This is a genomic window from Streptomyces sp. DSM 106670, assembly GCF_055792845.1.
In genome coordinates this window covers 7,674,475-7,697,260 of record NZ_CM147704.1, presented here as the reverse complement: position 1 = coordinate 7,697,260, position 22,786 = coordinate 7,674,475, and the positions used below count along the sequence as shown (strand labels likewise).

The 22,786-nt window shown below is 71.2% G+C and carries 18 protein-coding genes; 11 read left to right on the top strand and 7 right to left on the bottom strand.

All coding sequences use genetic code 11. The features are described from left to right. Positions 1-63 precede the first annotated feature (63 nt). Positions 64-813 carry an SDR family oxidoreductase gene (locus ACSMXR_RS34020; protein ID WP_137228071.1) on the top strand — a complete coding sequence of 250 codons (750 nt, stop codon included), beginning with the start codon at positions 64-66 and terminating at the stop codon, positions 811-813. Positions 814-1,168: 355 nt separating this feature from the next. On the opposite strand, the gene ACSMXR_RS34015 is transcribed toward ACSMXR_RS34020, so the two are convergent. The 3 genes from ACSMXR_RS34015 to ACSMXR_RS34005 form a co-directional block, all read right to left on the bottom strand. Further along, complete coding sequence (locus ACSMXR_RS34015; protein WP_218523777.1) at positions 1,169-2,065, bottom strand: SDR family NAD(P)-dependent oxidoreductase; 897 nt, start codon at positions 2,063-2,065, stop codon at positions 1,169-1,171. Between the two features lie 151 nt (positions 2,066-2,216). After that, entirely contained in the window at positions 2,217-2,789 is a 573-nt protein-coding gene (locus tag ACSMXR_RS34010) for a TetR/AcrR family transcriptional regulator (protein WP_103510902.1), read from the bottom strand. Positions 2,790-2,817: 28 nt separating this feature from the next. Beyond that, complete coding sequence (locus ACSMXR_RS34005; protein WP_473170658.1) at positions 2,818-3,678, bottom strand: universal stress protein; 861 nt, start codon at positions 3,676-3,678, stop codon at positions 2,818-2,820. Between the two features lie 311 nt (positions 3,679-3,989). Between ACSMXR_RS34005 and ACSMXR_RS34000 the strand changes: the two genes are divergently transcribed. Further along, positions 3,990-5,024, top strand: a complete 1,035-nt coding sequence (locus ACSMXR_RS34000) for an Acg family FMN-binding oxidoreductase (RefSeq protein ID WP_473170657.1) — start codon at positions 3,990-3,992, stop codon at positions 5,022-5,024. On the opposite strand, the gene ACSMXR_RS33995 is transcribed toward ACSMXR_RS34000, so the two are convergent. The 3 genes from ACSMXR_RS33995 to ACSMXR_RS33985 form a co-directional block, all read right to left on the bottom strand. After that, positions 4,961-7,426 (bottom strand): glycoside hydrolase family 65 protein, encoded by a 2,466-nt coding sequence (locus tag ACSMXR_RS33995; RefSeq protein WP_473170656.1) that lies wholly within the window; start codon positions 7,424-7,426, stop codon positions 4,961-4,963. The two genes, ACSMXR_RS34000 and ACSMXR_RS33995, sit on opposite strands and share 64 nt — an antisense overlap. Positions 7,427-7,500: 74 nt before the next feature. Further along, positions 7,501-8,304 carry an HAD family hydrolase gene (locus tag ACSMXR_RS33990; RefSeq protein WP_137228084.1) on the bottom strand — a complete coding sequence of 268 codons (804 nt, stop codon included), beginning with the start codon at positions 8,302-8,304 and terminating at the stop codon, positions 7,501-7,503. Beyond that, positions 8,291-9,334 carry a zinc-dependent alcohol dehydrogenase family protein gene (locus tag ACSMXR_RS33985; protein ID WP_473170655.1) on the bottom strand — a complete coding sequence of 348 codons (1,044 nt, stop codon included), beginning with the start codon at positions 9,332-9,334 and terminating at the stop codon, positions 8,291-8,293. Before ACSMXR_RS33985 ends, ACSMXR_RS33990 begins: the two co-directional genes overlap by 14 nt. 248 nt (positions 9,335-9,582) lie before the next feature. Between ACSMXR_RS33985 and ACSMXR_RS33980 the strand changes: the two genes are divergently transcribed. From ACSMXR_RS33980 to ACSMXR_RS33940, 9 genes are all read left to right on the top strand, one after another. After that, positions 9,583-11,013, top strand: coding sequence for an MBL fold metallo-hydrolase RNA specificity domain-containing protein (locus ACSMXR_RS33980; protein ID WP_381850765.1), 1,431 nt, complete (start codon positions 9,583-9,585; stop codon positions 11,011-11,013). A gap of 403 nt (positions 11,014-11,416) precedes the next feature. Next, a complete protein-coding gene (locus ACSMXR_RS33975) occupies positions 11,417-12,910 on the top strand; it encodes a sugar ABC transporter ATP-binding protein (RefSeq protein WP_137228090.1) in 1,494 nt (497 codons plus the stop codon). After that, the gene (locus ACSMXR_RS33970) at positions 12,907-13,953 is read left to right on the top strand and encodes an ABC transporter permease (RefSeq protein WP_218523785.1); all 1,047 of its coding nucleotides are present in this window, start codon (positions 12,907-12,909) and stop codon (positions 13,951-13,953) included. The genes ACSMXR_RS33975 and ACSMXR_RS33970 overlap by 4 nt, the downstream gene beginning before the upstream one ends. Continuing rightward, positions 13,950-15,032 carry an ABC transporter permease gene (locus ACSMXR_RS33965; RefSeq protein WP_473170654.1) on the top strand — a complete coding sequence of 361 codons (1,083 nt, stop codon included), beginning with the start codon at positions 13,950-13,952 and terminating at the stop codon, positions 15,030-15,032. Before ACSMXR_RS33970 ends, ACSMXR_RS33965 begins: the two co-directional genes overlap by 4 nt. Beyond that, positions 15,029-16,261 carry a substrate-binding domain-containing protein gene (locus ACSMXR_RS33960; RefSeq protein WP_473170653.1) on the top strand — a complete coding sequence of 411 codons (1,233 nt, stop codon included), beginning with the start codon at positions 15,029-15,031 and terminating at the stop codon, positions 16,259-16,261. Before ACSMXR_RS33965 ends, ACSMXR_RS33960 begins: the two co-directional genes overlap by 4 nt. A gap of 67 nt (positions 16,262-16,328) precedes the next feature. Next, a complete protein-coding gene (locus tag ACSMXR_RS33955; RefSeq protein ID WP_473170652.1) occupies positions 16,329-17,195 on the top strand; it encodes a sugar phosphate isomerase/epimerase family protein in 867 nt (288 codons plus the stop codon). Positions 17,196-17,304: 109 nt separating this feature from the next. Then, positions 17,305-20,451 (top strand): ThuA domain-containing protein, encoded by a 3,147-nt coding sequence (locus ACSMXR_RS33950; RefSeq protein ID WP_473170651.1) that lies wholly within the window; start codon positions 17,305-17,307, stop codon positions 20,449-20,451. Between the two features lie 125 nt (positions 20,452-20,576). After that, on the top strand, positions 20,577-20,747 hold the full coding sequence (gene rpmF / locus ACSMXR_RS33945; RefSeq protein ID WP_030081698.1) for a 50S ribosomal protein L32: 171 nt from the start codon (positions 20,577-20,579) through the stop codon (positions 20,745-20,747). Between the two features lie 6 nt (positions 20,748-20,753). Beyond that, positions 20,754-21,926 carry a GTP-binding protein gene (locus tag ACSMXR_RS33940; RefSeq protein ID WP_473170650.1) on the top strand — a complete coding sequence of 391 codons (1,173 nt, stop codon included), beginning with the start codon at positions 20,754-20,756 and terminating at the stop codon, positions 21,924-21,926. Positions 21,927-22,053: 127 nt separating this feature from the next. Here ACSMXR_RS33940 and aztA read toward each other — a convergent pair whose 3' ends face one another. Next, on the bottom strand, positions 22,054-22,755 hold the full coding sequence (gene aztA, locus ACSMXR_RS33935; RefSeq protein ID WP_473170649.1) for a zinc ABC transporter ATP-binding protein AztA: 702 nt from the start codon (positions 22,753-22,755) through the stop codon (positions 22,054-22,056). Positions 22,756-22,786 lie beyond the last annotated feature (31 nt).

Below are 22,786 nucleotides of genomic sequence, written 5' to 3'. Positions count from 1 at the left end.
CTTCCGCGGAGCAGGAAAGTGTCTGCACCGCGTGGATCCCTTCATCTCGCTGAGGAGCTCGGCATGAAGACCGTTCTGATCACTGGCGCATCGTCCGGATACGGGCGCGAGACCGCTCTGCACTTCCACGCACAGGGCTGGAACGTCATCGCCACGATGCGCACCCCGCGTGCGGGGATCCTGCCCGAGTCGGACCGGCTCCGGATCGTCGAACTCGACGTCACCGACCCCGAGTCCATCACCGCCGCGTTCGAGGCCGCGGGGCCTGTCGACGTCCTGGTCAACAACGCGGGCATCCCCTCGATCAGCGTCTTCGAGGGCATGCCCATGGAGCGGGTACGCGAAGTCTTCGAGACCAACACGTTCGGCGTGATGGCCACGACCCAGGCGGTACTGCCCCAGTTCCGCGAACGCGGCTCCGGCGTGGTGGTCAACGTGACTTCCAGCGTGGTCCTGGGCCATATGCCGCTCTCGGCTGTCTACAAGGCGAGCAAGATGGCCGTCGAGGGATTCACCGCGTCCCTCGCACTCGAGCTGGCGCCCTTCGGCGTACAGGCCAGGACGGTGCAGCCGGGCGCCTGCCTGACGACCGGTTTCGCCGCCAACGCCACGAACGGCGCCTCGCTGGACGAGCTGGTCCCGGCCCCCTACGCACCGTGGGCGAAGGAGGCCATGGGCGGCTTCACCGGCCAGGACCTGTTCACCAAGGAGAGCGACGTCGCCGAGACGGTGTGGCGGGCCGTGCACGACACGACCGGCCGGCTGCGGTTCCCGGCCGGCCCCGACGCGGTCCGGCTCGCCGAGGCGAAGTGAGTCGGCGGCCCCACAGGGTGGCACCGCACCGACACCAGGAGCCGGCCCCGGGCGGGCGGTGTTCGCCGCTGTGCCGCCCGGGGGCGTCGGGCGCGGTTCAGTTCTGGGTGAGCATCTCCTCGACGCCGACCACCTCCCGGTCGTCCGCTCGGGACGGTCGAGAACTCCCGCGGTTGGGCCGGATACCTTCTTCGCCGTTTTACATGACTGCCGCACCGACCAGGGGCATGGGGCGGGAACGAGTTCTTCCGGCGCTCGGACGGCTCCGGCGCATGCCACAGGCCGCCTTCTGGACGACGCCCTCCCGGCACGGGCTTCCAGGTCGCCCACCGGACGCCACCTGCCGGGGCCGGGCTCACCGGCGCTGAAGGCCGTGGCCGCCCTCCAGGGGTGCCAGCTGTCGACTCAGTTTGAGTACGCTCTCGATGGCCCGCGGGTCGGCCGCGCCGCGGAAGAGCGGGACGGGCCGGGCCTCCGGGCCGATGAGCAGGCCGGTCCGCCCGTCGAGCGAGACATCGGTGGCGGCGAAGACGGACGGCCGGGCGGCCACCGACGCGGGGCCCGCGGTGGATCGTTCGAAGGTGCGGCGGACCAGCGGCCACAGCAGGCGCAGCGGCGGGGAAACGATCGTCGGCGAGGTCATGGTGCCGTCCGTCATGCCCGTGGCGGCACCACCCGGGTCGGCCGCGAACACGGTCACCCCGGTGCCGCGGAGACGTTCGGCCAGGTGCACGGTGTAGGCCAGGTTGGCGAGCTTGGCCCGGCCGTACCAGTGGAAACCGTAATAGCCGCCCGGAGGTTCCACCGCGTCGAAGGTGCGCTTCGCGGCCTTGATCGCGGCGGACGAGACATTGACGATCCGGCTCGGCGCATCCGCCTGGAGCCGGTCGAGCAGCAACTCGGTCAGCAGATACGGCGAGAGGTGATTCACGGCGAACGATCCCTCGATGCCATCGACGGTCTGCTGCCGTCGGGCGAACATCGCACCGACGTTGTTGACCAGCAGCGCCAGCGGACCTTCGGCCGCCAGGTGCGCCGCCAGCGCCCGGACCTGGTCGAGTGACGCCAGGTCGGCGGCCACGAACCGTGGTTCGCCTCCGCCGGAGACCGCCGCGATCTCCTCCACGGCGCTCGCACCCCGCCCGGGGTCACGGCCGACCACCGTGACCGCGAAGCCGCGCCGCGCCAGCCCCTTCGCGGTCTCCAGGCCGATGCCCCCGGTACCTGCCGTCACTACCGCCCGCCGACTCATAGCCACCCCTTCGCCGCTGCACCGACAACAAACGGATGAGTATCCGTTTCGGTGAGGGCACGCTAGCACATGCGGATAGCTATCCGTTTAGTGGGTGAGCAGCGCCAAGCCGCAGCGGCGTGGGGTCGCAGACGTACCGCGTACCGCCCCGTCAGCGGGGCGGGCGCAGGCCTTCCAGCAGGACGTCCAGGTAGAGGTCCCGGACGCCACTGCCCCCGGAGCGCACGGCATGTCCCACACCGCACAGCAGACGGCGTACGTCCTCGGCGTCGACGGAGCTTCGTACCGCTCCGGACAGGCGGGCGCCGTCCAGCAGGCCCATGACCGTCCGGTCGAGCTCCGCCTTCATGTGCGACGTTTGCACGTCGGTGTCGCCCGCGGACTCCAGTACGGCCGCGAAGTCGGGATCGTCCAGCATCCGGTCGAGGGCGAAGCGCAACAGCCGGCGCAGGCCCGTGAACGGGTCCTCCTCGGCGGCCGCCGCCTGCGCCTCCTCGACCAGTTCGCGAAAGCGGTCCGCGGAGAGCGCCTCCACCAGCGCGTGCCGGTTGGGGAAGTGCCGGTAGACCGTCCCGACGCCCACCCCGGCGAGCCGGGCAACGGCGTTCAGCTGCAGCGTGTTGTCCCCGGCGGCCAACCGCCCGCGGGCAACCTGGAGAATCCGGGCGCGATTGCGTGCCGCATCGGCCCTCAGCTCCTTCTCCTGCCCCGCTCGCGGTGTCACCACCACAGCATAGGCAGGCGCTGACGGCTCACGGAGCGGGCACCGTGATGACGGGGCAGTGGGCCCGGTGCAGGAGGCCGTGCACCACGGAACCGACCCTCATACCGGTGTATCCGCCCTGGCCACGGCGGCCCACCACAATGCCCAGGGCCCGCTCACCCGCTTCGGCCAGCACTTCGACCGGGGAGCCGATCCGCACCTCGGGGCGCAGCTCCACATCGGGGTACTTCTCCTGCCATCCCGCGACCGTCTCGGACAGGTGACGGCGCTCGGCGTGGAACAGGGTGTCGCCCGAGCTGAGCGTGAACACGGGCGGCTGCCACACGGCGATGGCGTGCAGCGCGCAGCGTCGGAGATCCGCTTCCTCGAAGGCGAGGGCCAGCGCGGCTCCGGAAGGCTCGCTGCCGTCGACGCCCACCACGAGGTACGGCGGGTCCTGGCCGTCCTCGTCGGCATCGTCCACGACGACCACCGGGCAGCCCGCCTGGGCGGTGACGGGAATGACCACCGAGCCGGAGCTCAGGATCTCCTCCACCCGGCGCAGGTGCCGTGTCCCCAGAACGACCAGGCGTACCCGGTGGGACAGCAGGGCCAGTTGGCGCCCCGGAAAGCCGTCCAGGAGCGAACCGGTCACCACGGCTTCGGGCCTTCGCGCCTGTGCCCACGAGATCGCCTCCGTCAGCGTTCGCCGGCCGTCCTCCTCAAGCCGCCGGTGGTGCGGGCTGTCGTCGGCGTGCTCGGTGTCGCCCCGGGGCGGAACGGAGAGGACGAGACGGAGCTGAAGTCTCCGGAGCTGTGCCTCGTCGGCACCCCAGGCCACGGCCGGGTGCCAGCCACCGCGTGGGTCGACGCCCACCACGATCTCCTGTCGGGTCTCTGTGCTGTTCATGGCCTGCTCCGATGGTCGGCTCCCCGGTCGGGCGCGGCCGCAGCGTCCCGGGACGAGACTCTCCGTGCTGACTACGGCCCGCACGGACTGCGACGGCTCTCCTCCAGGCTTTGGCACCCGCCCCTCCTCGCGAAAGGGGCCGCAGGGGCAAGTAGGGGTCCAAAGGGCCCATGCCGGCGGTCGCCCGCGCCGGGGCGGGGCACGGGCTGAACCGGTCGGGCCCCCGGACGGGACCGTTCGGCCCCTGTCTCCTGTGCGGGCGGTGCCGGAGGGTGATGGCAGAAGCCCAACGCGAAGGAGCCGGTCAGACCATGTTCACGATCGAGCAACGCGTCACCTCGGTCATCCCTTCGCTCGTCGAGGAGGCCGTGGCCGCGCCGTCCATGCACAACGCGCAGCCCTGGAGGTTCGTCCATCGCTCCGGAACCCGTCTAGTCTCGCTGTACGGCGATCCGTATCGTGCGCTGCCGGTCGGCGACCCGGACCACCGTGGTCTGCACATCGGATGCGGTGCGGCGCTGTTGAATCTACGGGTGGCTGCCGCGCATCGCGGGTGGAGAGCCGTGTGCGAGCTTCTGCCCGACCACCGCGACCCGTGGCGCCTCGCCGACATCACGCTGGAGGAGCAGGAGGAGAAGCAGCGGCCCGAGGTGGCGGAGCTGGAGGCGTCCGGGCCCGCCGGCCGTCGGCTCGCCGATCTGCACCCTGCCGTGAAGCTCCGGCACACCAGCCGCTTTCCATTCTCGGACGAGCCGATTCCGTCCGAGATCCTGGGCGAGTTGAGCGCGGCCGCGCTGCTGGAAGGGGCGCGGCTGGCCGTTCCCGGCGTCTGGCACACCGGCGCCGTGCTGGATCTGGTGCACGACGCGGAACTCTTCGAATCCGCCAGCGATGCCATGCGGGCCGAGATCATCACCTGGACGCGTACGGGCAAGGCCGGGGAGGGCCCGGCCGCCGAGGGCGTTCCCTCGTACGCTTTCGGCCCCCGTCAGCACGGTACGACCGCCCCGGTGCGGGACTTCGACGTGCCGGGCGGCTCTCGGGGCGGGGCGCCGGCCGTGTTCGAGGAGCGGCCGCAGATAGCCCTGCTGGGAACGGAGACGGACCTGTCCCCGGACTGGCTGAGGGCGGGGCAGGCCATGGAACGCGTACTCCTTCAGGCCACCGCCGACGGGCTCGCGGCCTCCTTGATCTCGCAGCCTCTGGAGTGGCCCGAGCTCCGGGACCTCGCACGTGACCCGAACTCCACGATGGGCTACGTCCAGATGATCCTTCGGCTCGGCTACGGACCCGCCGGCCCGGTCACACCGAGACGACCGGTCACGGAGGTCCTGGACATCGTCTGATGCCTGGGTCGCAGACGGAACCAGTGCTCCCTTCCCGGGCGTACGGCCACCCTTCTGCCGTCCGGCAGCAGCACCACGAGCGCTCCGTGCGGGGAGGGCGGCACACTGATGCCGATCCGCCCCGGGAGCATGCGGAGCCGCACCCCGCGGTGGCCCCGGAAGCACAGGGTGAAGGAGAAGCGGGGAATCTCCCCGAGCGGCACGGGGTCGATACGCAGGCCCTCCTCACCGGGTTCCAGGCCCGTGATGCCGCGCTCCACCAGATCGAGCGTTCCCGCCATGGCGCCCAGGTGGATGCCCTCTCCGGTCGTGCCGCCCTGGATGTCCGCCACATCGCTGAAAAGTGCCTCCTCCACGTACTTCCAGGCTTCCGGGCCCTTCCCGCGGGCGAGGATCCAGCCGTGCACCAGACTGCTGAGCGTCGAACCGTGGCTGGTGCGCGCAAGGTAGTACGCGACGGTCCTGTCCCAGATCTCGTCGTCGATCCGGTAACCGAGACGGCCGAAGAGGGCCGCCAGCTCCGCGGGCCGGAACAGCTGGCCGAGCATGAGGGCGTCGGCCTGCTTGGACACCTGGTACCGGTTGACCGAGTCGCCCTCCGCCTCCAGGATCCGGTCCAGTCTGCGGATGTCGGGGTAGCGGCGGCGATAGCTCTCCCAGTCGAGCTCCGCCAGGTCCCCGTATCCCTCGAACTGGCTCAGGACGCCGTGGTGAAAGGGCACGTACAGGCGGCGTGAGACGTCGTCCCAGCGCGCGTGTTCCTCCGAGTCGATCGACAGTCGCTCCGCGAGCTCCTCGCGCCGGGGGCCGGGGAGTGCGTCGAAGACCTCCAGAGCCCGTGACAGGACCCATGCGGCCATCGCGTTGGTGTACGCGTTGTCGTCGATGCCGGGCCGGTCGGCACCCGGATACGCGTCGTGGTACTCGTCGGGGCCGACGACCCCTCGCAGCCGGTAGCGGCCCGGCCCCGGGTCGTAGGCGGCCGCGCTCGCCCAGTACCGGGCGACCTCCAGCAGGATGTCCGCCCCGGCCGAGTGCAGGAACCCCGGATCGCCCGCCGCCTGTGCGTACCGCCAGACGTTGAGCGCCACCGCGGACCCCACATGGCGCTGGAGGTGGGAGTGGTCCGGCAGCCAGCGTCCGGAAGCCGGGTTGAGATGCGTCGCCTGGGTTTCCTCGCGCCCGGAGCCGGCGCTCTGCCAGGGGTACATGGCGCCACGGGCCCCGGTGCTCCGGGCGGCCGCCCGGGCCGCGGGCAGTCGCCGGTGCCGGTACATGAGCATCGCGCGGGCCACTTCGGGGAAATGGAGCGTGAGATACGGGAGTACGAACAGTTCGTCCCAGAAGACATGGCCCCGGTACGCCTCCCCGTGCAGCCCGCGGGCCGGCACTCCGACGTCGAGTTCCGTCGTGTGCGGTGACAGGGTCTGCAGCAGATGGAAGAGGTGCAGGCGCAGGATGCGTCCGCTCTTCCCGGGCACGTGCAACTCGGCCTGATTCCACAGACGTTGCCAGGCGGACCGGTGCGAACGGAGCAGCCTGCCGAACGCCGGGGCATGGGCGAGGCTCTCCAGGGCCGCGACGAGCGGGTCGCCGGCCGGGCGGTCGAGCGAGGTGTGCAGGGCGACCGTCTTGGCGACCGTCACCGAACTGCCGGGGGAGACCGGGAGTACGAACCGCTGCGCGGCGGCCCGCGCGGCATGCACGTACTCCGCGGGCCGTGCCGGGTCGGAGGTCGTGCGCACGGCGAGAGCCAGGCGGACCGCCGATCGGACGGTCCGGCAGGTGAGCCAGGCGACTCCCCCGGGCTCCGCTCCCCTGCGATGCCCGGTGAGATGCCGGCCGTCGAGGTCGCCGTAGCGTTCCACCCCCGCGTTGACGACGGCGCCGTCGAGAATCGACTCGACCTCGACGAGGCCCTTCCAGCCGTACGCCCTGAACGCGCTGCGCTGGGCGGCGAGCCAGGGGTTTCCCATATGGACGAACCGCTCGTGGGTGACGCGCAGGCCGCGCCCTTCACCGTCGCGATAGAGCAGACGCCGGGTGAGGACTCCGGCTCGTAGGTCCAGACGCGTGCTGGAGCGTCGCAGTCCGGCGGAGTCGGGGGTGAGCCACTCGCCGGGTGGTCCGTCGTCGGGCAGGCAGCGGTAGCGCAGCAGCGTCCAGTTCGGGAGGTTGACCATGTCCTCGTTCTCGACCGTCCTCCCGGCCACGGTGGAGGTGAGGCGGTCGTAGCAGCCGGCCAGGTAGGTGCCCGGATAGTGCGTGTCGTCCGCGACGCATTCCGGTGCGCTGCCCCGGGTGGCGAATCTGCCGTTGCCCACGGTGCAGAGCGTTTCGACCACCCGCTCCGTGCTCGGCTCGTAGGCGGAGTAGTTCCAGCTCCAGGCGTCGTCGTTCACGGTCTCTCCCGCTGTACCTCGTTCACGGCCTTTCCCGCCGTATCTCGTTCACGGCCTTTCCCGCCGTACCTCGTTCACGGCCTTTCCCGCCGTACCTCGTCGACAAGTGCGGTCAGGCGCATCTCGTCGACGAGTGCGGTCAGGTCGCGGACCACGGCATCCGCGCCCCTGTCGTACAGCGCGGCCGATCGGTCGGCGTCCTCCGTCCGGTCCAGCCCGACGACGAGCCCGAATCCGCCGCGACGGCCCGCCGCCACTCCGGCCTCCGCGTCCTCGACCACCGCGGCGTCGGCCGGGCCCAGCCCCAGCCGGGACACGGCCGCCAGGAACAGCGCGGGGTCCGGCTTGCCGGGAAGTCCGAGGCGGGCCGCCAGCCTGCCGTCGGCCACGGTGTCGAAGAGGCCGAGGATTCCGGCCGCCTCCAGCAGGGCCCCGGCATGCCGGGACGCGGAGGCCGCGGCGCACCGGACCCCGCGGGCGCGCAGCGATCGCAGTGCGGGGACCACATCGTCGAACACGGGAACGGGCCGGGCCGAGAGCAGGCGGGTGAAGGCCTGCTCCTTGGCGGCGGCGACCGCTTGGACGCTGGTGCAGCCGGGCGGGTCGTCCGGTGTGCCCGGTGGCAGCGCGATTCCCCGGTCCGTCAGGAACGCGCGGGCGCCGTCGATCCGTGCTCTGCCGTCCACGAGCCGCCGGTACTCCGCGTACGCGTCGAAGGGCGGCTGTCGCGGGTCGCCGGGTCTCAGCTCCTCGACGCAGCGGTCGAACGCGACCTTCCAGGCGGCGGCGTGGAGGGATGCCGAATCGAGCAGTACGCCGTCGGTGTCGAAGACGACGCCCCGGGGCCGGGGACGAGCCGATGGATCACCGGGAGGCATGGAGTACGACCTTCATGGCTCCGGTCTCCGCCGCCCGGGAGAACACGTCGTACGCCTCCTCCATCTGCCCCAGCTCGAACCGGTGCGTGACCAACTCGGCCGTCGGCAGCCTGCCGTTCGCCAGCATCCGCAGCAACAGGGGGGTCGACGAGGTGTCCACCAGGCCGGTGGTGATGGTGACGTCCTTGATCCAGAGTTCTTCCAGATGGAGGGTGGCGGGCCGGCCGTGCACACCGATGTTGGCGACCCGGCCGCCGGGCCGGATCATCCGGGTGCACGTCTCGAAGGTGTCCGGTACGCCGACCGCTTCCATGGCCACATCGGCTCCCAGCCCGTCCGTCAGATCCGCGACGAACTGCCGGGGCTCCTCGTCGCCGCGGACGGTGGCCTCCGCGCCGAGTGACCGCGCGGCCTCCAGCCGGGCGTCGGCGAGGTCGACGGCGATGACCCGCTCGGGAGAGTAGAGGCGGGAGGTGACGACGGCGGCCAGGCCGATGGGCCCGGCGCCGACCACGACGACGGTGTCGCCCGGGCCCACGCCGCCGTTGCGGACGCCGACCTCGTAGGCGGTCGGAAAGATGTCCGCCAGGAGGACGGCGTCGACGCTGTCGACGGAGTCGGGCAGCGGATGGACCGAGAGGTCGGCGAACGGGACCCGGACGTATTCGGCCTGGGTGCCGTCGATGGTGTGCCCGAGCACCCAGCCCCCTCCGCCCCGGCACTGTCCGTAGCGGGCCTCCCGGCAGAACCGGCACCTTCCGCAGGCCGAGATGCAGGAGACCAGCACCCGGTCCCCCGGCCGTACGGTGCGGACGCCGCTGCCGGTCTCCACCACCGTGCCGACCGCCTCATGGCCCAGGACGCGCCCCGGGGTCACCTCGGGTACGTCGCCCTTGACGATGTGCAGGTCGGTGCCGCAGATGGAGACGGCTTCGACGCGTACCACGGCGTCGGCAGCGTCCTCGATGCCCGGGTCCGGCGCATCCTGCCATGCGGTGCGACCTGGTCCCTGGAAGACGAGAGCCTTCATGGCAGGGCCTTCCTTCCTGTCCGGTGCTCCCTGTCCGGCGCTTCCTGCTCCGGTGCTTCCTGCTCCGGTGTCCGCAGGGGTCGGCTCCAGACTGACTCCGCGGCCCCGGGACGCGCATGGGCCGGTCGGTCCCCAGGAGGGCCCTTGCGGGCCCCTGCCCTGCGAGGGCGCCGGTGCGAAGGTGGTGGGGCGGCGATCTCACGGCGGACAGACACGGCGACGGGCGATCCACGGCGAGGAGGTTCCTCATGTCCCGGTCGACACCACCTCCTCTCCCTCCGGCGGCACCCCGGGCGGCTCTGCTGACCTTCCTCGGCGGTACGGGCACCGTGACCGGCAGCAAGTTCATGGTCGAGAGCGACCACGCCCGCATCCTCGTCGACTGCGGGCTCTTCCAGGGTTTCGCCGATCTGCGGCGCCGCAACCGGCAGAAGTTCGCCCGGCCGCCGGCCGACATCCACGCGGTCGTGGTCACCCACGCCCATCTGGACCACTGCGGGTATCTGCCCCGCCTCGTCCGGCAGGGGTTCCGCGGCCCGATCCTGATGAGCGCCGACACGGCCCGGCTCGCGGAGATCGTCCTGCGGGACAGCGCCCGGCTCCAGATGGAGGCCGCCCAGCACGCGAACACCCACGGCTGGTCGAAGCACCGGCCCGCCGAGCCGCTGTACGACGACGCCGACGTGGAGAGGACGCTGAGCTTCTTCGACCCCGTTCCGGTCGGCAGCGAGGTCGACGTCATGGCGGGCACCCGGCTCACGCTGCACCGCGCGGGCCACATCCTCGGCTCCGCCTGGGCCCGCCTCGTCCTCGAAGACGGTCATACGCTGGCGGTGTCCGGAGATCTGGGCCGTCCGGGACATCCCCTGCTGCTTCCCGCGGAACCGTTCTCGGGCGCCGACGTGCTGCTGGTGGAGAGCACGTACGGCAACCGCCGCCACGCCCCGGCCGAGAGCCGTGCCGCCTTCGCCTCCGCGATCGGCCGTACGCTCGCGCGGGGCGGGACCGTGGTCGTCCCGGCCTTCGCCATCGACCGGACCGAGGTCGTCCTGCACGAGCTGGTGGAACTGCGCACCGCCGGTGTGCTGCCCGCGTCGGTACCCGTGTACGTCGACAGTCCGATGGCTCTCGCGGCCCTGGACGTCTACCGGCGAGCGGTGCGCGACCGGTCGCCGGAGCTGAAGCCGGACGTCCTGGACCGGGGTGCGGGAGCGCTGAGCCCCGACCCGTTCCTGGCGGCCCGGACGGTCCAGGAATCCATCGCCATCAACAGCACGCACGGGCCCTGCGTCATCGTCTCCTCGGCCGGGATGGCCACCGGCGGCCGGGTTCTGCACCATCTGCGCAGGCTGCTGCCCGACCCGCGCAACACCGTCGTGGTCGTCGGCTTCGCCGCTGCCGGAACTCGCGCGAGGGACCTGGTGGACGGCGCCTCCGCCCTGAAGATGTTCGGTGAGTACATCCCCGTCCGCGCCGAGGTGGCCGACGTCCCGCACTTCTCGGCGCACGCCGACGGCGGTCAGATCCTGGACTGGCTGCGCGGCGCCCCGCCTCCGCACACGACGTACGTGGTGCACGGCGAGCCGTCGGCGGCCGCGGCCCTGCGCGACCGCATCTCGGGCGAGCTCGGCTGGACCGCCGTCGTCCCGCGCTCCGGCGAGGCCGTGCTGGTCCGCTGACGGTGTGGAGGCATGCCGGCGGGAGGGCGGGTCTCAGCCGCCGGCGTTCGCGTTGAGCGGACCGAGGACGCTGTGCCGAAAGCCGGAGCCGGTGGGCAGGGCGGCGCGGGGTGGGGTGGGGTGGGGTGGGTCAGGCGGCCCCGGAGGTCGGTGCCGCCCCTCCTGAGTACGCCTGTCGAGGGGCTTTGTACAGCAAGTGGACAAAGTTTGTTTTCCTTTGCTCCAGCTATTCCTGCCCCAGGATGAAGCTGCTACGTTCCTCGCCAACCTCCCTGCCGACACAGGGAGTTGATGTGATCCAGGGAGGTGCGCCCATGCAGAGAAGCATGTTCGCCGGGCATCACAGGCGATTACCCACCGGTCCCGGCCCGCGCTCGTCCGCTCCACGGGGCGGAGGGCCTCGATGACGCTCCTGTCCATGGCGGGCATCGACAAGTCGTTCCTGGGAGTGCCGGTTCTGCACGGCGTCGGTCTCGATCTGGACGCCGGGGAACTGCACGCCGTGGTCGGCGAGAACGGGGCCGGGAAGTCCACACTCGTCAAGACGCTGGCGGGGGTCCACCCGCCCGACCGCGGCACGATCGCCGTCGACGGCGAGCCCGTCGTCTTCTCCCACCCCGCGCAGGCGCTGGCGGCCGGGATCGCCATCATCCACCAGGAGTTCACGCTCCTGCCGGACCGCACGGTCGCCGAGAACGTCTTTCTCGGCAGGGAACCCGGGCGTCGCGGGCTGGTGGACCGCCGCGCCATGGAGACCGCGACCGCGCGGCTGCTCGCCGAACTGGAGGAGACCTCGTTCGGCCCGCGGACCCCGGTCCGCAGGCTCTCGGTAGCGCAGCAGCAGGTGGTCGAGGTCGTCAAGGCGCTGTCCACCGACGCCCGGATCCTGATCATGGACGAGCCCACCGCCGCACTCGCGGACCACGAGGTCGGCCGGCTGTACGCCCTGATCCACCGTCTGATCGGACGCGGGATGGGCATCCTCTACATCTCGCACCGGCTGCGCGAGGTCTTCGACCTGTCCCGGCGGATCACCGTCGTGAAGGACGGCCGCCGCGTCGCCACGCTCACCACGGCGGACACCGACGAGAACGAGATCGTCCGCCTGATGGTGGGCCGTGAGCTCAGCGCCTACTACCCGCCGCGCGGCACCCCGGCCGAGCGCGGCCCGCTGCGGCTCTCCGTCGACGGCGGGAGCACCGCGAAGCTCTCCGGTATCGCGCTCCGTCTGCACGCCGGTGAAGTGGTCGGCGTGGCCGGACTCCAGGGGTCCGGCCGCACCTCGCTGGCCCGTGCGCTGTTCGGCGTCACCCCCTTCACCGGCGGTGAGATGACCGTCGACGGCCGGGCCCTGCGGCCGCTCCGCCCGCGTCAGGCGATCCGCGCCGGTCTGGCACTCGTCAGCGAGGACCGCAAGGCGGAAGGACTCGCCCTGCGGCAGTCCGTCCGCGACAACGCCCTCCTCGTCGGACGTGCCGTCTTCTCCGCCCCGTTCCGGCGTCGGCGCTCCGATCTGCCGGCCCTCCTCGAAAGCGTCGACCTGCGGACCCACGGCCAGGACCAGCAGGTGCGCTATCTGTCCGGGGGCAACCAGCAGAAGGTCGTCATCGCCAAATGGCTCGGAGTGGGGCCCGGCATCCTGCTCGTGGACGAACCGACGCGCGGCGTCGACGTCGGGGCCAAGGCCGCCATCCACGACCTGATCCGCGGGCTCGCTCGGGACGGCATGGCGGTGCTGCTCATCTCCTCCGAACTCCCCGAGGTCATCGGCATGAGCGATCGCGTGCTCGTCATGAGCGAAGGCAGGATCGCCGGCGAACTCCCCGCCGGCCCGACCGAGGAAGAGATCATGCGGCTGGCCACCGCCGGCCGCGCCCCCTCGGAGGCCGTGGCATGAGCGCGGGGCTCCTCACCCCGTCCGGAAAGCCAGGGAAGCCCGGCAGGTCCGGCAGGTCCACGGGCACCGTCAGGACCGGGGCCGCCGCGCGGCTCACCGATCCCACCACCGTCGTCTACCTCGCCCTCCTGGGCGTCTATCTGCTCGGGTGGATCGTCGTGGAGGCCAGGGGCGGCGCGTTCCTGACCATGGACCACACCGTCGGCATCCTCCAGAACTCCGTGGTGCTGGGGCTCGTCGCCGTCGGCCAGACCGCGGTGATCCTCACCGGTTCACTCGACCTCTCGGTCGCCTACCTGATCAGCATCACGACCCTGGTCGCCGCGGAGACCATGGACGGGAAGGACGCCAACATCCTTCCCGCGATCGGCGCCGTGCTCGCGCTGTCGGCGGCGGTCGGCCTCTTCAACGGCATCGTCGTCACCACCTTCAAGGTCAACGCGTTCATCGCGACCCTCGGCGTCGGGTTCATGCTGCGCGGCTGGATCGAGGACCACTACTCCGGCCCGGCCGGAAAGGTCTCGGAGACCTTCCAGCGCCTGGGCTACGACCGGATCGGACCGCTCCCGGTCTCCGCCTTCCTGCTGCTCGCGGTGGGCGCGGCCGTGTGGCTGGTGCTGCGCCGCTCCCGGCTGGGCCATCACATGTACGCGGTCGGCGGCGACGAACAGACCGCCCGCCTGTCCGGAGTGCGCACCCATCGGGTGATCATCGCCGCGCATGTGCTGTGCGCGGTGTGTGCGGGCCTGGCGGGGCTGTTCCTGGCCGCCCGGCTCGGGGCCGGCTCGCCGTGGGCGGGCACCGAGGCGCGTTACGACCTGACCTCGATCGCGGCCGTGGTGCTCGGCGGCACCGCGCTCGCCGGAGGCCGCGGCGGGGTGGCCGGGACGCTGGGCGGCGTCCTCATCCTGGCCGTCCTGGACAGCGTCTTCAACCAGATCGGCGTCGACCCGTTCTTCCAGAACGTGGTGCGCGGCGTCGTCATCATCGTCGCCGTCGCGCTCTACGCCCGGCGCGCGACAGCCAAGGGGGCCTCCGCATGAAGAGCACCCCGCTGACCGGGACGCCCGCCGCGGACCGGGCGGACGCCGGCTCCGTCGCGGAGTCCGTACGGGTGACGAGGCTGTCGCCCCGGGCCCGGTTCCTCGCCTCGCTGCGGGCCGGGGCGCCCGTGTATCTGCTGCTCGCCGTGCTGTTGGTGGCCCTCGGCTTCGAGGACCCGGCGTTCTTCGAGCCCGACCCGTTCCTGGCCTTCCTGAAACGTTCCGCCCCGCTGGTCGTTCTGGCGGCCGGTCAGTATCTGGTGATCGTCTCGGGCGGGTACGACCTCTCGGTGGGTGCGCTGGTCACCGTCGGCGTCGTGGTGACGGCCGAGACGTACCACGCCTTCCCCGGTGCCCACTGGCTCGTCGTCGTCGCGTTCCTGCTGCTCGGCGGAGCGCTCGTCGGGCTCGTCAACGGCCTTGCGGCGACCGTGCTCCGGGTGCCGTCCTTCATCGCCACGCTGGGGATGACCCTGATCCTCGAAGGCGCGGTCTTCTACTGGACCCAGGGGTCGCCCAGCGGTGTGCTGCCCGAGAGTTTCCGGGCCATCGGCCGCGCGACGGCGTTCGGTCCGGTGCCGTGGGCGGTCCTGGTGTGCGTCGCGGTGGGCGTGCTGGTGGTCGTGCTGATGCGTTCCGACTTCGGCCGCACCCTGATCGCCACCGGGGACAACGCACGGGCCGCCGGGCTCGCCGGGGTGCGGGTGCTGCGGGTCCGGACGCTCGCCTTCGTGCTCTCCGGAGTGGCCGCGGCGGTGGCCGCGATCCTCGTCGGCGGCTTCTCCGGGGTCTCCGCGCAGGCCGGCCGGGGGTACGAGTTCGAGGCGATCACCGCCGTCGTCCTGGGCGGGGTCGCGCTCGGCGGGGGCGCCGGGTCCGTGGTCGCCGCCATGTGCGGGGCGCTCTCGCTGCAGACCCTTTTCACCCTCCTGAATCTGCGCGGAGTCTCCGGCGCGATGGAGACCACGGTGCAGGGCGCCATCGTCATCGCCGCCGTCGCCCTCGGAGCCCTGGACTGGTCCTCTCTCCGCAGGCGACTGGCGGCGTACACCCACCGAACACCCCGAGGAGAGCGATGAAGGACAGCCGACCGAAACAGCGCGCACTCCCCCTCGCGGCCCTCGTCCTGGCGGCGGCACTCACCGCCGCCATGACCTCGTGCTCCAGCGACGCGCCCGGCGCCGACGGCACCACCACCGGCGGGGGCGACTCCTCGGCGAGCGGGCCGGGCGACGCGGGCAGGAGCGACGCCACGTTCTTCGTACAGGAGGAGTACGACAGCCAGTTGGCGCTCCTGGACGCCGAGCCGAAGGGACCGGCCGGCAAACCCTGGGAGCAGATGCTCGATCCGCAGGAGATGGCCGACACCTCGCGGTACCGGAAGCCGGGACCGTACGAGATCTGCTTCTCCAACGCCAACGTGGCCAACAACTGGCGCCAGACCGGCCTGACGACCATGAAGGCCGAGGCGGCCACCCACCCCGAGATCGGCAAGTTCACCGTCCTGGACGCCCAGGGCAAGGACGACAAGCAGATCTCCGACATCCAGGAACTCGCGGGCAAGGGGTGCTCGGCGCTGATCGTGTCGCCCAACACCACCGCGACCCTCACCCCGGCGGTGAAGGCCGCCTGCGGCAGGATCCCGGTGATCGTGTTCGACCGGGGCGTCGACACCGACTGCCCGGTGACGATGATCAATCCGGTGGGCGGTTACGCCTTCGGGCACACGGCGGCGAAGTTCCTGGAGGAGAACGTCGACGCGGGCGGCAAGATCCTGGCCCTGCGCATCCTGCCCGGCGTCGACGTCCTGGAGAACCGCTGGGCGGCCGGCGAGCGGGTCCTGGACGCGGCCGGACTCGACGTCGTGGACGTCAAGTTCACCGACGGCGACCCGGCGAAGACCAAGGCCGTCGTCACGGACGCCCTGCAGCGGCACGGAGACATCGACGGGGTGTGGATGGACGCCGGGGACACCGCCGTCGCGGCCGTCGAGGCGTTCGAGGACGCGGGCAAGGAGGTCCCGCCCATCACGGGCGAGGACCAGCAGCAGTTCCTGGAGATCTGGAAGGAGAAGAAGCTCACCGCCGTCGCCCCGACCTATCCGACGTACCAGTGGCGCACCCCGGTGATCGCGGCCCTGCACATCCTCAAGGGCCACCCCGTGCCGAAGGTGTGGAAGCTCCCGCAGCCGACGATCACCGGCGAGACGCGCGACCGCTACCTCACCTCCGGCATGCCGCCGCTGCACTACGCGATGTGCGGCTGCGAGAACCTGCCCGGCTACCCCGGCACGTGGGGCGGCGAGTAGCCCCGGGCGCACCCGGCCGGCACGCCCCGTGAGCCCCCCCCCCACGCCTCATAGACAAGGAGGAGCCGTGTTCGTCCTCGGTGTGAACACCTGGATCTGGACGTCTCCGCTGGACCTGGACCGATTACGTCAACTGGCCCCGGTGATCGCGAAAACGGGCGCACAGGCGGTCGAACTGCCGCTGGAGGAACCGGACGACTGGGACCCGGCGCAGGCCCGCGCCGTCCTCGCCGACCACGGTCTGGCACCGGCGGCCGTCTGCGCCGTGATGCCGCCCGGACGTGCTCTGGTGAACACCTCGGCGGTGTCCGTCACCCGCACCGCCGACTACCTCCGGCGCTGCGTGGACGCCGCGGCGGAGCTCGGCGCACCGACGGTCATCGGGCCGATGTACGCGGCGGTCGGACGCACCTGGCGCAGCACGGAACATGAACGTGCGCGCCTCGTCGAGGAGTTCCGGTCCGGGCTGGCGCCCGTCGCCGCACACGCGGGCGAGAACGATGTCACCCTGGCCGTCGAACCCCTCAACCGGTACGAGACCAGTCTGTTCAACACCGTCGCACAGACCGTGGAAGCCATCGCACCCTTTCCCGTGGCCGCGGTGGGCGTCGGCCTGGACACCTACCACCAGAACATCGAGGAGCGCGGCCTCGCCGCCGGGGTGCGCGCGGCGGCGGGCAGGATCGCCCATGTACAGGTCTGCGCCAACGACCGGGGCACTCCGGGCGCCGATCACCTGGACTGGCACGGCTTTCTGACGGCCCTTCAGCAGTGTGGCTACCAAGGTCCGCTGTGCATCGAGTCGTTCACCGCGCACAACGCGTCCATCGCCGTCGCCGCCTCGATCTGGCGGCCGCTGGCCGAGTCCCAGGACGCCATCGCCCGCGACGGCATCGGCTTCCTCCGCCGCACGATCTCCGCGCTCGAACCCTGAGGCCGCGACCCGCCGGATTCCCGTCGCACGGCACTTCCCGCACGGCCCGTGGCGGCGACACCGGCTCCGCGTGAACGAGCAAGCAGCCATGTCCCCTTGAGGAGGAAACATGCAGCTCTCCGACCGAAGTCGACCACAGGCGCTCCTCCGGCCGCTGGCCACCGTCCTGGCACTGGCGCTCGCCGTTCTGGTGCTGTCGCCCCCACAGAAGGCCGAAGCCCATGTGACGTTCCGCGCCCTGGTGTTCACCAGGGCGGTGGGGTACGTCCATGACTCGATCCCGTCGGCCGTCAAGATGTTCGAGGACGAGGCGGAGGGCGGCCACTACGAAGTGGTGCGGTCCGACGACCCGGCGGTCTTCGACGACGCGAACCTCGCCACCTTCGACGCCCTGGTCATGCTGCAGAACTCGGGCATGGTCTGGGACACCGAGGGCCAGCGTGAGGCGTTGCAGAGGTTCGTCCGGTCGGGCAAGGGCGTGGTGGCCATCCACAACTCCCTCGACATGGGCATCGAGGAGGAGTTCCCGTGGTGGGACGAGCTCGTCAACGGCGGCAGCCATATGCCCGCCCACTCGCCCGGTGTGCTGCGCGGCACCGCCAAGGTCGCCGACCGGGTGCACCCCTCCACCAAGGGTCTGCCCGAGCGCTGGACGCGGGACGAGGAGTGGTACAACTTCGACAGCAATCCGCGCGGGAACGTCCATGTCCTGGTGACCGCCGACGAGACGACGTACGACCCCGGCGGGTCCGCGATGGGCGCCGACCACCCCATCTCCTGGTGCCGCAACGCCGAGGGCGGCCGGGTGTGGGCCACCGCGATGGGGCACACGGGCTCCTCGTTCGACGAACCGGAGCTGCGCGAGCACATCGTGGGAGGCCTGCGGTGGGCGGCCGGCGCCGAGCCGGGCGACTGCGGCGGCACGGTCTGGAACAGCTTCGAGAAGGTCACGCTGGACGACAACACCGCGGACCCGATGCAGCTCGACGTCGCCCCCGACGGCCGGGTCTTCTACGTCCAGCGCAGCGGTGAGGTCAAGATCCACCTGCCCGAAACGGGCACCACCGTCACGGCGGGCAAGCTCGACGTGTACACCGGCGGCGAGGACGGCCTGGTCGGCATGGCGCTCGATCCGGGCTTCGCCGAGAACAACTGGATCTACCTCTACCACTCCCCCGCGTCGAGCCCCACGGACGTCAACCGGGTGACCCGGTACACGGTGAACGGCGACGAGCTGGACACCGCGAGCGCCCAGGACATCATCGACATCCCGGCCTACCGCGACCGCACCTTCCCCGAGCCCGGACACACCGGCGGCGCCCTCGACTTCGGCCCCGACGGCTCGCTGTACGTCGCCACCGGCGACGACACCCCGCCGAACCTGGACAGCAACTGGCAGGGTTACGCGCCCCTCGACTGGCGGCCGGGCAAGGAGAACCTGGACGCCGCCCGGACGGCCGGCAACACCAACGACCTCCGCGGCAAGATCCTCAAGATCAGGCCGAAGGCCGACGGCGGCTACGACATCCCGGACGGCAACCTGTTCGCCCCCGGCACGGAGAAGACCCGCCCCGAGATCTACGCCATGGGCTTCCGCAATCCGTTCCGCTTCCGCGTCGACCCGGCCAACGGCTGGGTGCATGTGTCGGACTACGGACCCGACCGCGGTCTGCCGACGACCGACCGCGGCCCGGAGGGACTCGTCGAGTACAACGTAGTGAAGCAGGCCGCCAACCTGGGCTGGCCGTTCTGCCACGGCGACAACCAGGCGTACGCGCCCTTCGACCCGGACACCGGGGTCGTCGGGGCGAAGTTCGACTGCTCGAAGCCGACGAACCCCTCGCCCAACAACACCGGCCTGACCACCCTGCCACCGATCCAGCAGCCGGAGGTCTGGTACGGCTACGGCGCCTCCCCGGACTTCCCCGAGCTGGGCGAGGGCGGCTCGGCGCCCATGAGCGGTCCCGTGTACCACTACGACCCGGACAATCCGTCGCCGACCAAGTTCCCGGCGTACTACGAGGGGGCCAGCTTCTTCTACGAGTGGGCCCGCGGCTACATCAAGGAGATGCGCTTCGACGCGGAGGACAAGCTCCTGAAGATCAACGACTTCGCGCCCACGGTGAAGTTCGCCAAGCCCATGGACATGACGTTCGGTCCGGACGGTTCGCTGTACGTGCTGGACTGGGGATCCTCGTTCGGCGGCGGCAACAACGACTCCGGGCTCTACCGGGTCGACTACTCCCAAGGTCAACGGGCCCCGGTCGTCAAGGCGACCGGCACCCCGACCAACGGGCAGTCGCCGCTGACCGTCGAGTTCTCCAGCGCCGGAACCGCCGACCCCGACGGCCAGCCGGTCGAGCTGGCCTGGGACTTCGACGGCGACGGCACCACGGACTCGACGGAGCCGGACCCCACCCACGTCTACCGCGCCAACGGGGTGTTCACCGCCCAGCTCAGGGCCACCGACCCGGACGGGAAGACCGCGTTCGCGAACGTACCGATCACGGTCGGCAACACCGCCCCGACCGTCAGAATCGAACTCCCGGAGAACGGGAAGCTCATCGACTTCGGCGACACCGTTCCGTACCGGATCACCGTCACCGACCCCGAGGACGGCCCGATCGACTGCTCGCAGGTCTTCCTCAACCCGGCACTCGGCCACGACGACCACGAGCACCCCACCGCCGACAAGGCCGGCTGCGAGGGCACCGTCGCGACCGGTGACCTGGGCGGCCACCCCGAGGGCGCGAACCTGTACTTCGTGCTCAACGCGCGCTATGTCGACAAGGGTGCACCGGACAGCGCCGCACTGACCGGCTACGGCCGTGCCGTGCTGCAGCCCCGGCACCGCCAGGCCGAGTACTTCTCCGCGCAGTCCGGCACCAGGATCGTCGAGCAGTCCGGAGCGGAGAACGGCAAGCGCATCGGTGACATCAGCGACGGCGACTGGCTCGCCTACGACGGCATCAACCTGACCGGCACCGAGGCCGTGCGCTACCGGTACTCCGCACCGAGCTCCGGCGGTTCGATCGAGCTGAGGGCGGACTCGCCGACCGGCCCGCTGATCGCCACCACGCCGGTACCCGCCACCGACGGCTGGGACGACTACCGCATGACCCCGGCCGTGCCGCTGGACCCGATCAGCGGGACGCACCGGCTCCACCTGGTCTTCCGGACGGGGTCGGGCGGCGCGTTCGACGTGGACGCGATCCAGTTCGACGCGGCAGGCCCGGCCACGGCCCGTACCGGCTGACGGCCCGGCCGCGGGCGGCGGACATCCAGCCGCGCCGGACCGGAGTCGGTCCGGCGCGGCAGCCACTTTTGGTGTTGACTATCGTTTTCATATAGCGTTTCCCCACCAACGACGAAAGTGGTCCCATGGCAGTCCCGAAGCGGAAGATGTCCCGCAGCAACACCCGTCACCGCCGCGCCCAATGGAAGGCGGTGACGCCCCAGTTGGTGCCGGTCACGATCGACGGTTCCGTGTACCGGGTGCCGCAGCGGCTGGCGAAAGCCTACGAGCGCGGCCTCCTGCGCCCCGAGGGCTGATCCTTCATGACGCGGGACCCCCTGCCCGTAACGGTGCTGTCCGGTTTCCTGGGGGCCGGAAAGACCACCCTGCTCAACCATGTCCTCGGCAACCGTGACGGCCTGCGCGTGGCGGTGATCGTCAACGACATGAGCGAGGTCAACATCGACGCGGCGCTGGTCCGCGAGGGCGACGCCTCGCTCTCGCGGACCGAGGAGCGCCTGGTCGAGATGACCAACGGCTGCATCTGCTGCACCCTGCGCGACGACCTGCTCGAAGAGGTGGACCGGCTCGCCCGCGAGGGGCGTTTCGACTACCTGCTGATCGAGTCCAGCGGCATCTCCGAGCCGATGCCGGTCGCGGCGACCTTCTCCTTCCCCCGGGACGACGGGGCGACGCTGGGCGACCTCGCCCGGCTCGACACCATGGTCACCGTGGTCGACGCGGCCGGCTTCCTCACGGAGCTGACAGCGGGCGACGGGCTCGCAGAGCGGGGCCTCGACCAGTACGAGGACGACGAACGCACGGTCAGTGACCTGCTCATGGACCAGATCGAGTTCGCCGACGTCATCGTGCTCAACAAACTGGACCTGGTGGGCGAGCGGGAGCGGACACGGCTCGGCGCGGCGCTCCACCGCCTCAACCCCGAGGCCCGCCTCCTGCCCGCCACCCAGGGGCGCGTGGAGCTGGGCGACGTCCTGGGCACCGGCCTCTTCGACCTGGAGCGGGCCCAACAGGCTCCTGGCTGGGTCCGGGAGCTGAACGGCGACCACACGCCGGAGACCGAGGAGTACGGCATCTCCAGCACGGTGTTCCGCGCCGACCGCCCCTTCCACCCCGGCCGCCTGTGGGCGTTCGTCACCGAGGACCTGGACAGCGGGCGGTACGGGCAGGTCCTGCGGTCCAAGGGCTTCTTCTGGCTGTCCAGCAGGCCGAGGGTGACCGGGCTGTGGTCACAGGCCGGATCGGTCGCCCGCTTCGAGCCTTCCGGGGCACGCGACGCCGGCACGACGCAGGGCCAGGAGCTGGTCTTCATCGGCACGGACCTGCGCGAGGACGCCTTGCGCGAGGCCCTCGCCCGGTGCCTGCTGTCCGAGGAGGAGCCGTGGTTCACGGCCGCCGACCCGTTCCCGGAATGGGAGACCCACGGTCTCGATGACGCGTGCGAACACGAGGAACGGGTGACCGCACCCCTCTGATCTCCGGGCCGGGCGATGGTCGCAGCCACGGCATCGCCCGGTCCGGCCCCGCTGCACAGGTGAACCCCGCCAACCGGACTGCCGGTCGGCGGGGTTCACCCGTGGGCGGGCATCACAGCCGCGGCCGTCACACCCGCCGCGGCAGCTGCCAGACCTCGGCGACCGTGTCGTCGGTCAGCAGCGCGCCAGGGTCTCCTTCCGCGAGCAGCCGCCCGTCCCGGAGCAGCAGGAGGTGCCCCGCCGACCTGGCCGCTTCCAGGTCGTGCGTGGCCTGCACGACCGTCACGCCTTCCTTCGTCACCTCGGCGAGCACATCGGCGATCAGCCGCTGCGCCGTCGCGTCGAGGCCCGTGGCCGGTTCGTCGAGCAGAAGCAGATCCGCCTCCTGCGCCAACCCCTGGGCGACCAGGGCACGCTGGCGCTGTCCGCCCGACAGCTCCCCCAGCTGACGATGGGCGAGTGAGTCGATGCCCAGTCGCGTCATGCTCGCCTCCACCACCGCCCGGTCCTGGCGGGACAGCCGTCGCCACAGCCCTTGACGCTCCCATCTCCCCATCGCCACCGCGTCCCGCACCGTCATCGGCAGCACATCGGACGCCCCGCTCCGCTGGGCCACGTAGGCCACGCGCCGGCCGGTCCGGTGTTCCACCCGGCCCGCTGTCGCCCGGATCACACCGGCGACGACACCGAGCAGCGTGGACTTGCCGGAGCCATTGGGGCCGACCACCGCCGTCGTGGTGAACGCCGGTACGTGCGCGGTGAATTGGTCCATGACCACCCGGCCCGGATACCCGGCCGCCACCGCGTCGAGCCTTACCTGCCACTGCATGCTCCGGACCTCTCCCTGTCACGTTTTTGGA

Excerpts from the sequence above, each read along its gene's own strand:
- ACSMXR_RS34020 (WP_137228071.1), top strand. The coding sequence starts at position 64 with ATGAAGACCGTTCTGATCACTGGCGCATCGTCCGGATACGGGCGCGAG.
- ACSMXR_RS33960 (WP_473170653.1), top strand. The coding sequence starts at position 15,029 with ATGAAGGACAGCCGACCGAAACAGCGCGCACTCCCCCTCGCGGCCCTC.
- ACSMXR_RS33950 (WP_473170651.1), top strand. The coding sequence starts at position 17,305 with ATGCAGCTCTCCGACCGAAGTCGACCACAGGCGCTCCTCCGGCCGCTG.
- ACSMXR_RS34015 (WP_218523777.1), bottom strand. The coding sequence starts at position 2,065 with ATGAGTCGGCGGGCGGTAGTGACGGCAGGTACCGGGGGCATCGGCCTG.
- ACSMXR_RS33990 (WP_137228084.1), bottom strand. The coding sequence starts at position 8,304 with ATGCCTCCCGGTGATCCATCGGCTCGTCCCCGGCCCCGGGGCGTCGTC.
- rpmF (WP_030081698.1), top strand. The coding sequence starts at position 20,577 with ATGGCAGTCCCGAAGCGGAAGATGTCCCGCAGCAACACCCGTCACCGC.
- ACSMXR_RS34000 (WP_473170657.1), top strand. The coding sequence starts at position 3,990 with ATGTTCACGATCGAGCAACGCGTCACCTCGGTCATCCCTTCGCTCGTC.
- ACSMXR_RS33965 (WP_473170654.1), top strand. The coding sequence starts at position 13,950 with ATGAAGAGCACCCCGCTGACCGGGACGCCCGCCGCGGACCGGGCGGAC.
- ACSMXR_RS33970 (WP_218523785.1), top strand. The coding sequence starts at position 12,907 with ATGAGCGCGGGGCTCCTCACCCCGTCCGGAAAGCCAGGGAAGCCCGGC.
- ACSMXR_RS33975 (WP_137228090.1), top strand. The coding sequence starts at position 11,417 with ATGACGCTCCTGTCCATGGCGGGCATCGACAAGTCGTTCCTGGGAGTG.
- ACSMXR_RS33985 (WP_473170655.1), bottom strand. The coding sequence starts at position 9,334 with ATGAAGGCTCTCGTCTTCCAGGGACCAGGTCGCACCGCATGGCAGGAT.
- ACSMXR_RS34005 (WP_473170658.1), bottom strand. The coding sequence starts at position 3,678 with ATGAACAGCACAGAGACCCGACAGGAGATCGTGGTGGGCGTCGACCCA.
- ACSMXR_RS33980 (WP_381850765.1), top strand. The coding sequence starts at position 9,583 with ATGTCCCGGTCGACACCACCTCCTCTCCCTCCGGCGGCACCCCGGGCG.
- ACSMXR_RS33940 (WP_473170650.1), top strand. The coding sequence starts at position 20,754 with ATGACGCGGGACCCCCTGCCCGTAACGGTGCTGTCCGGTTTCCTGGGG.
- aztA (WP_473170649.1), bottom strand. The coding sequence starts at position 22,755 with ATGCAGTGGCAGGTAAGGCTCGACGCGGTGGCGGCCGGGTATCCGGGC.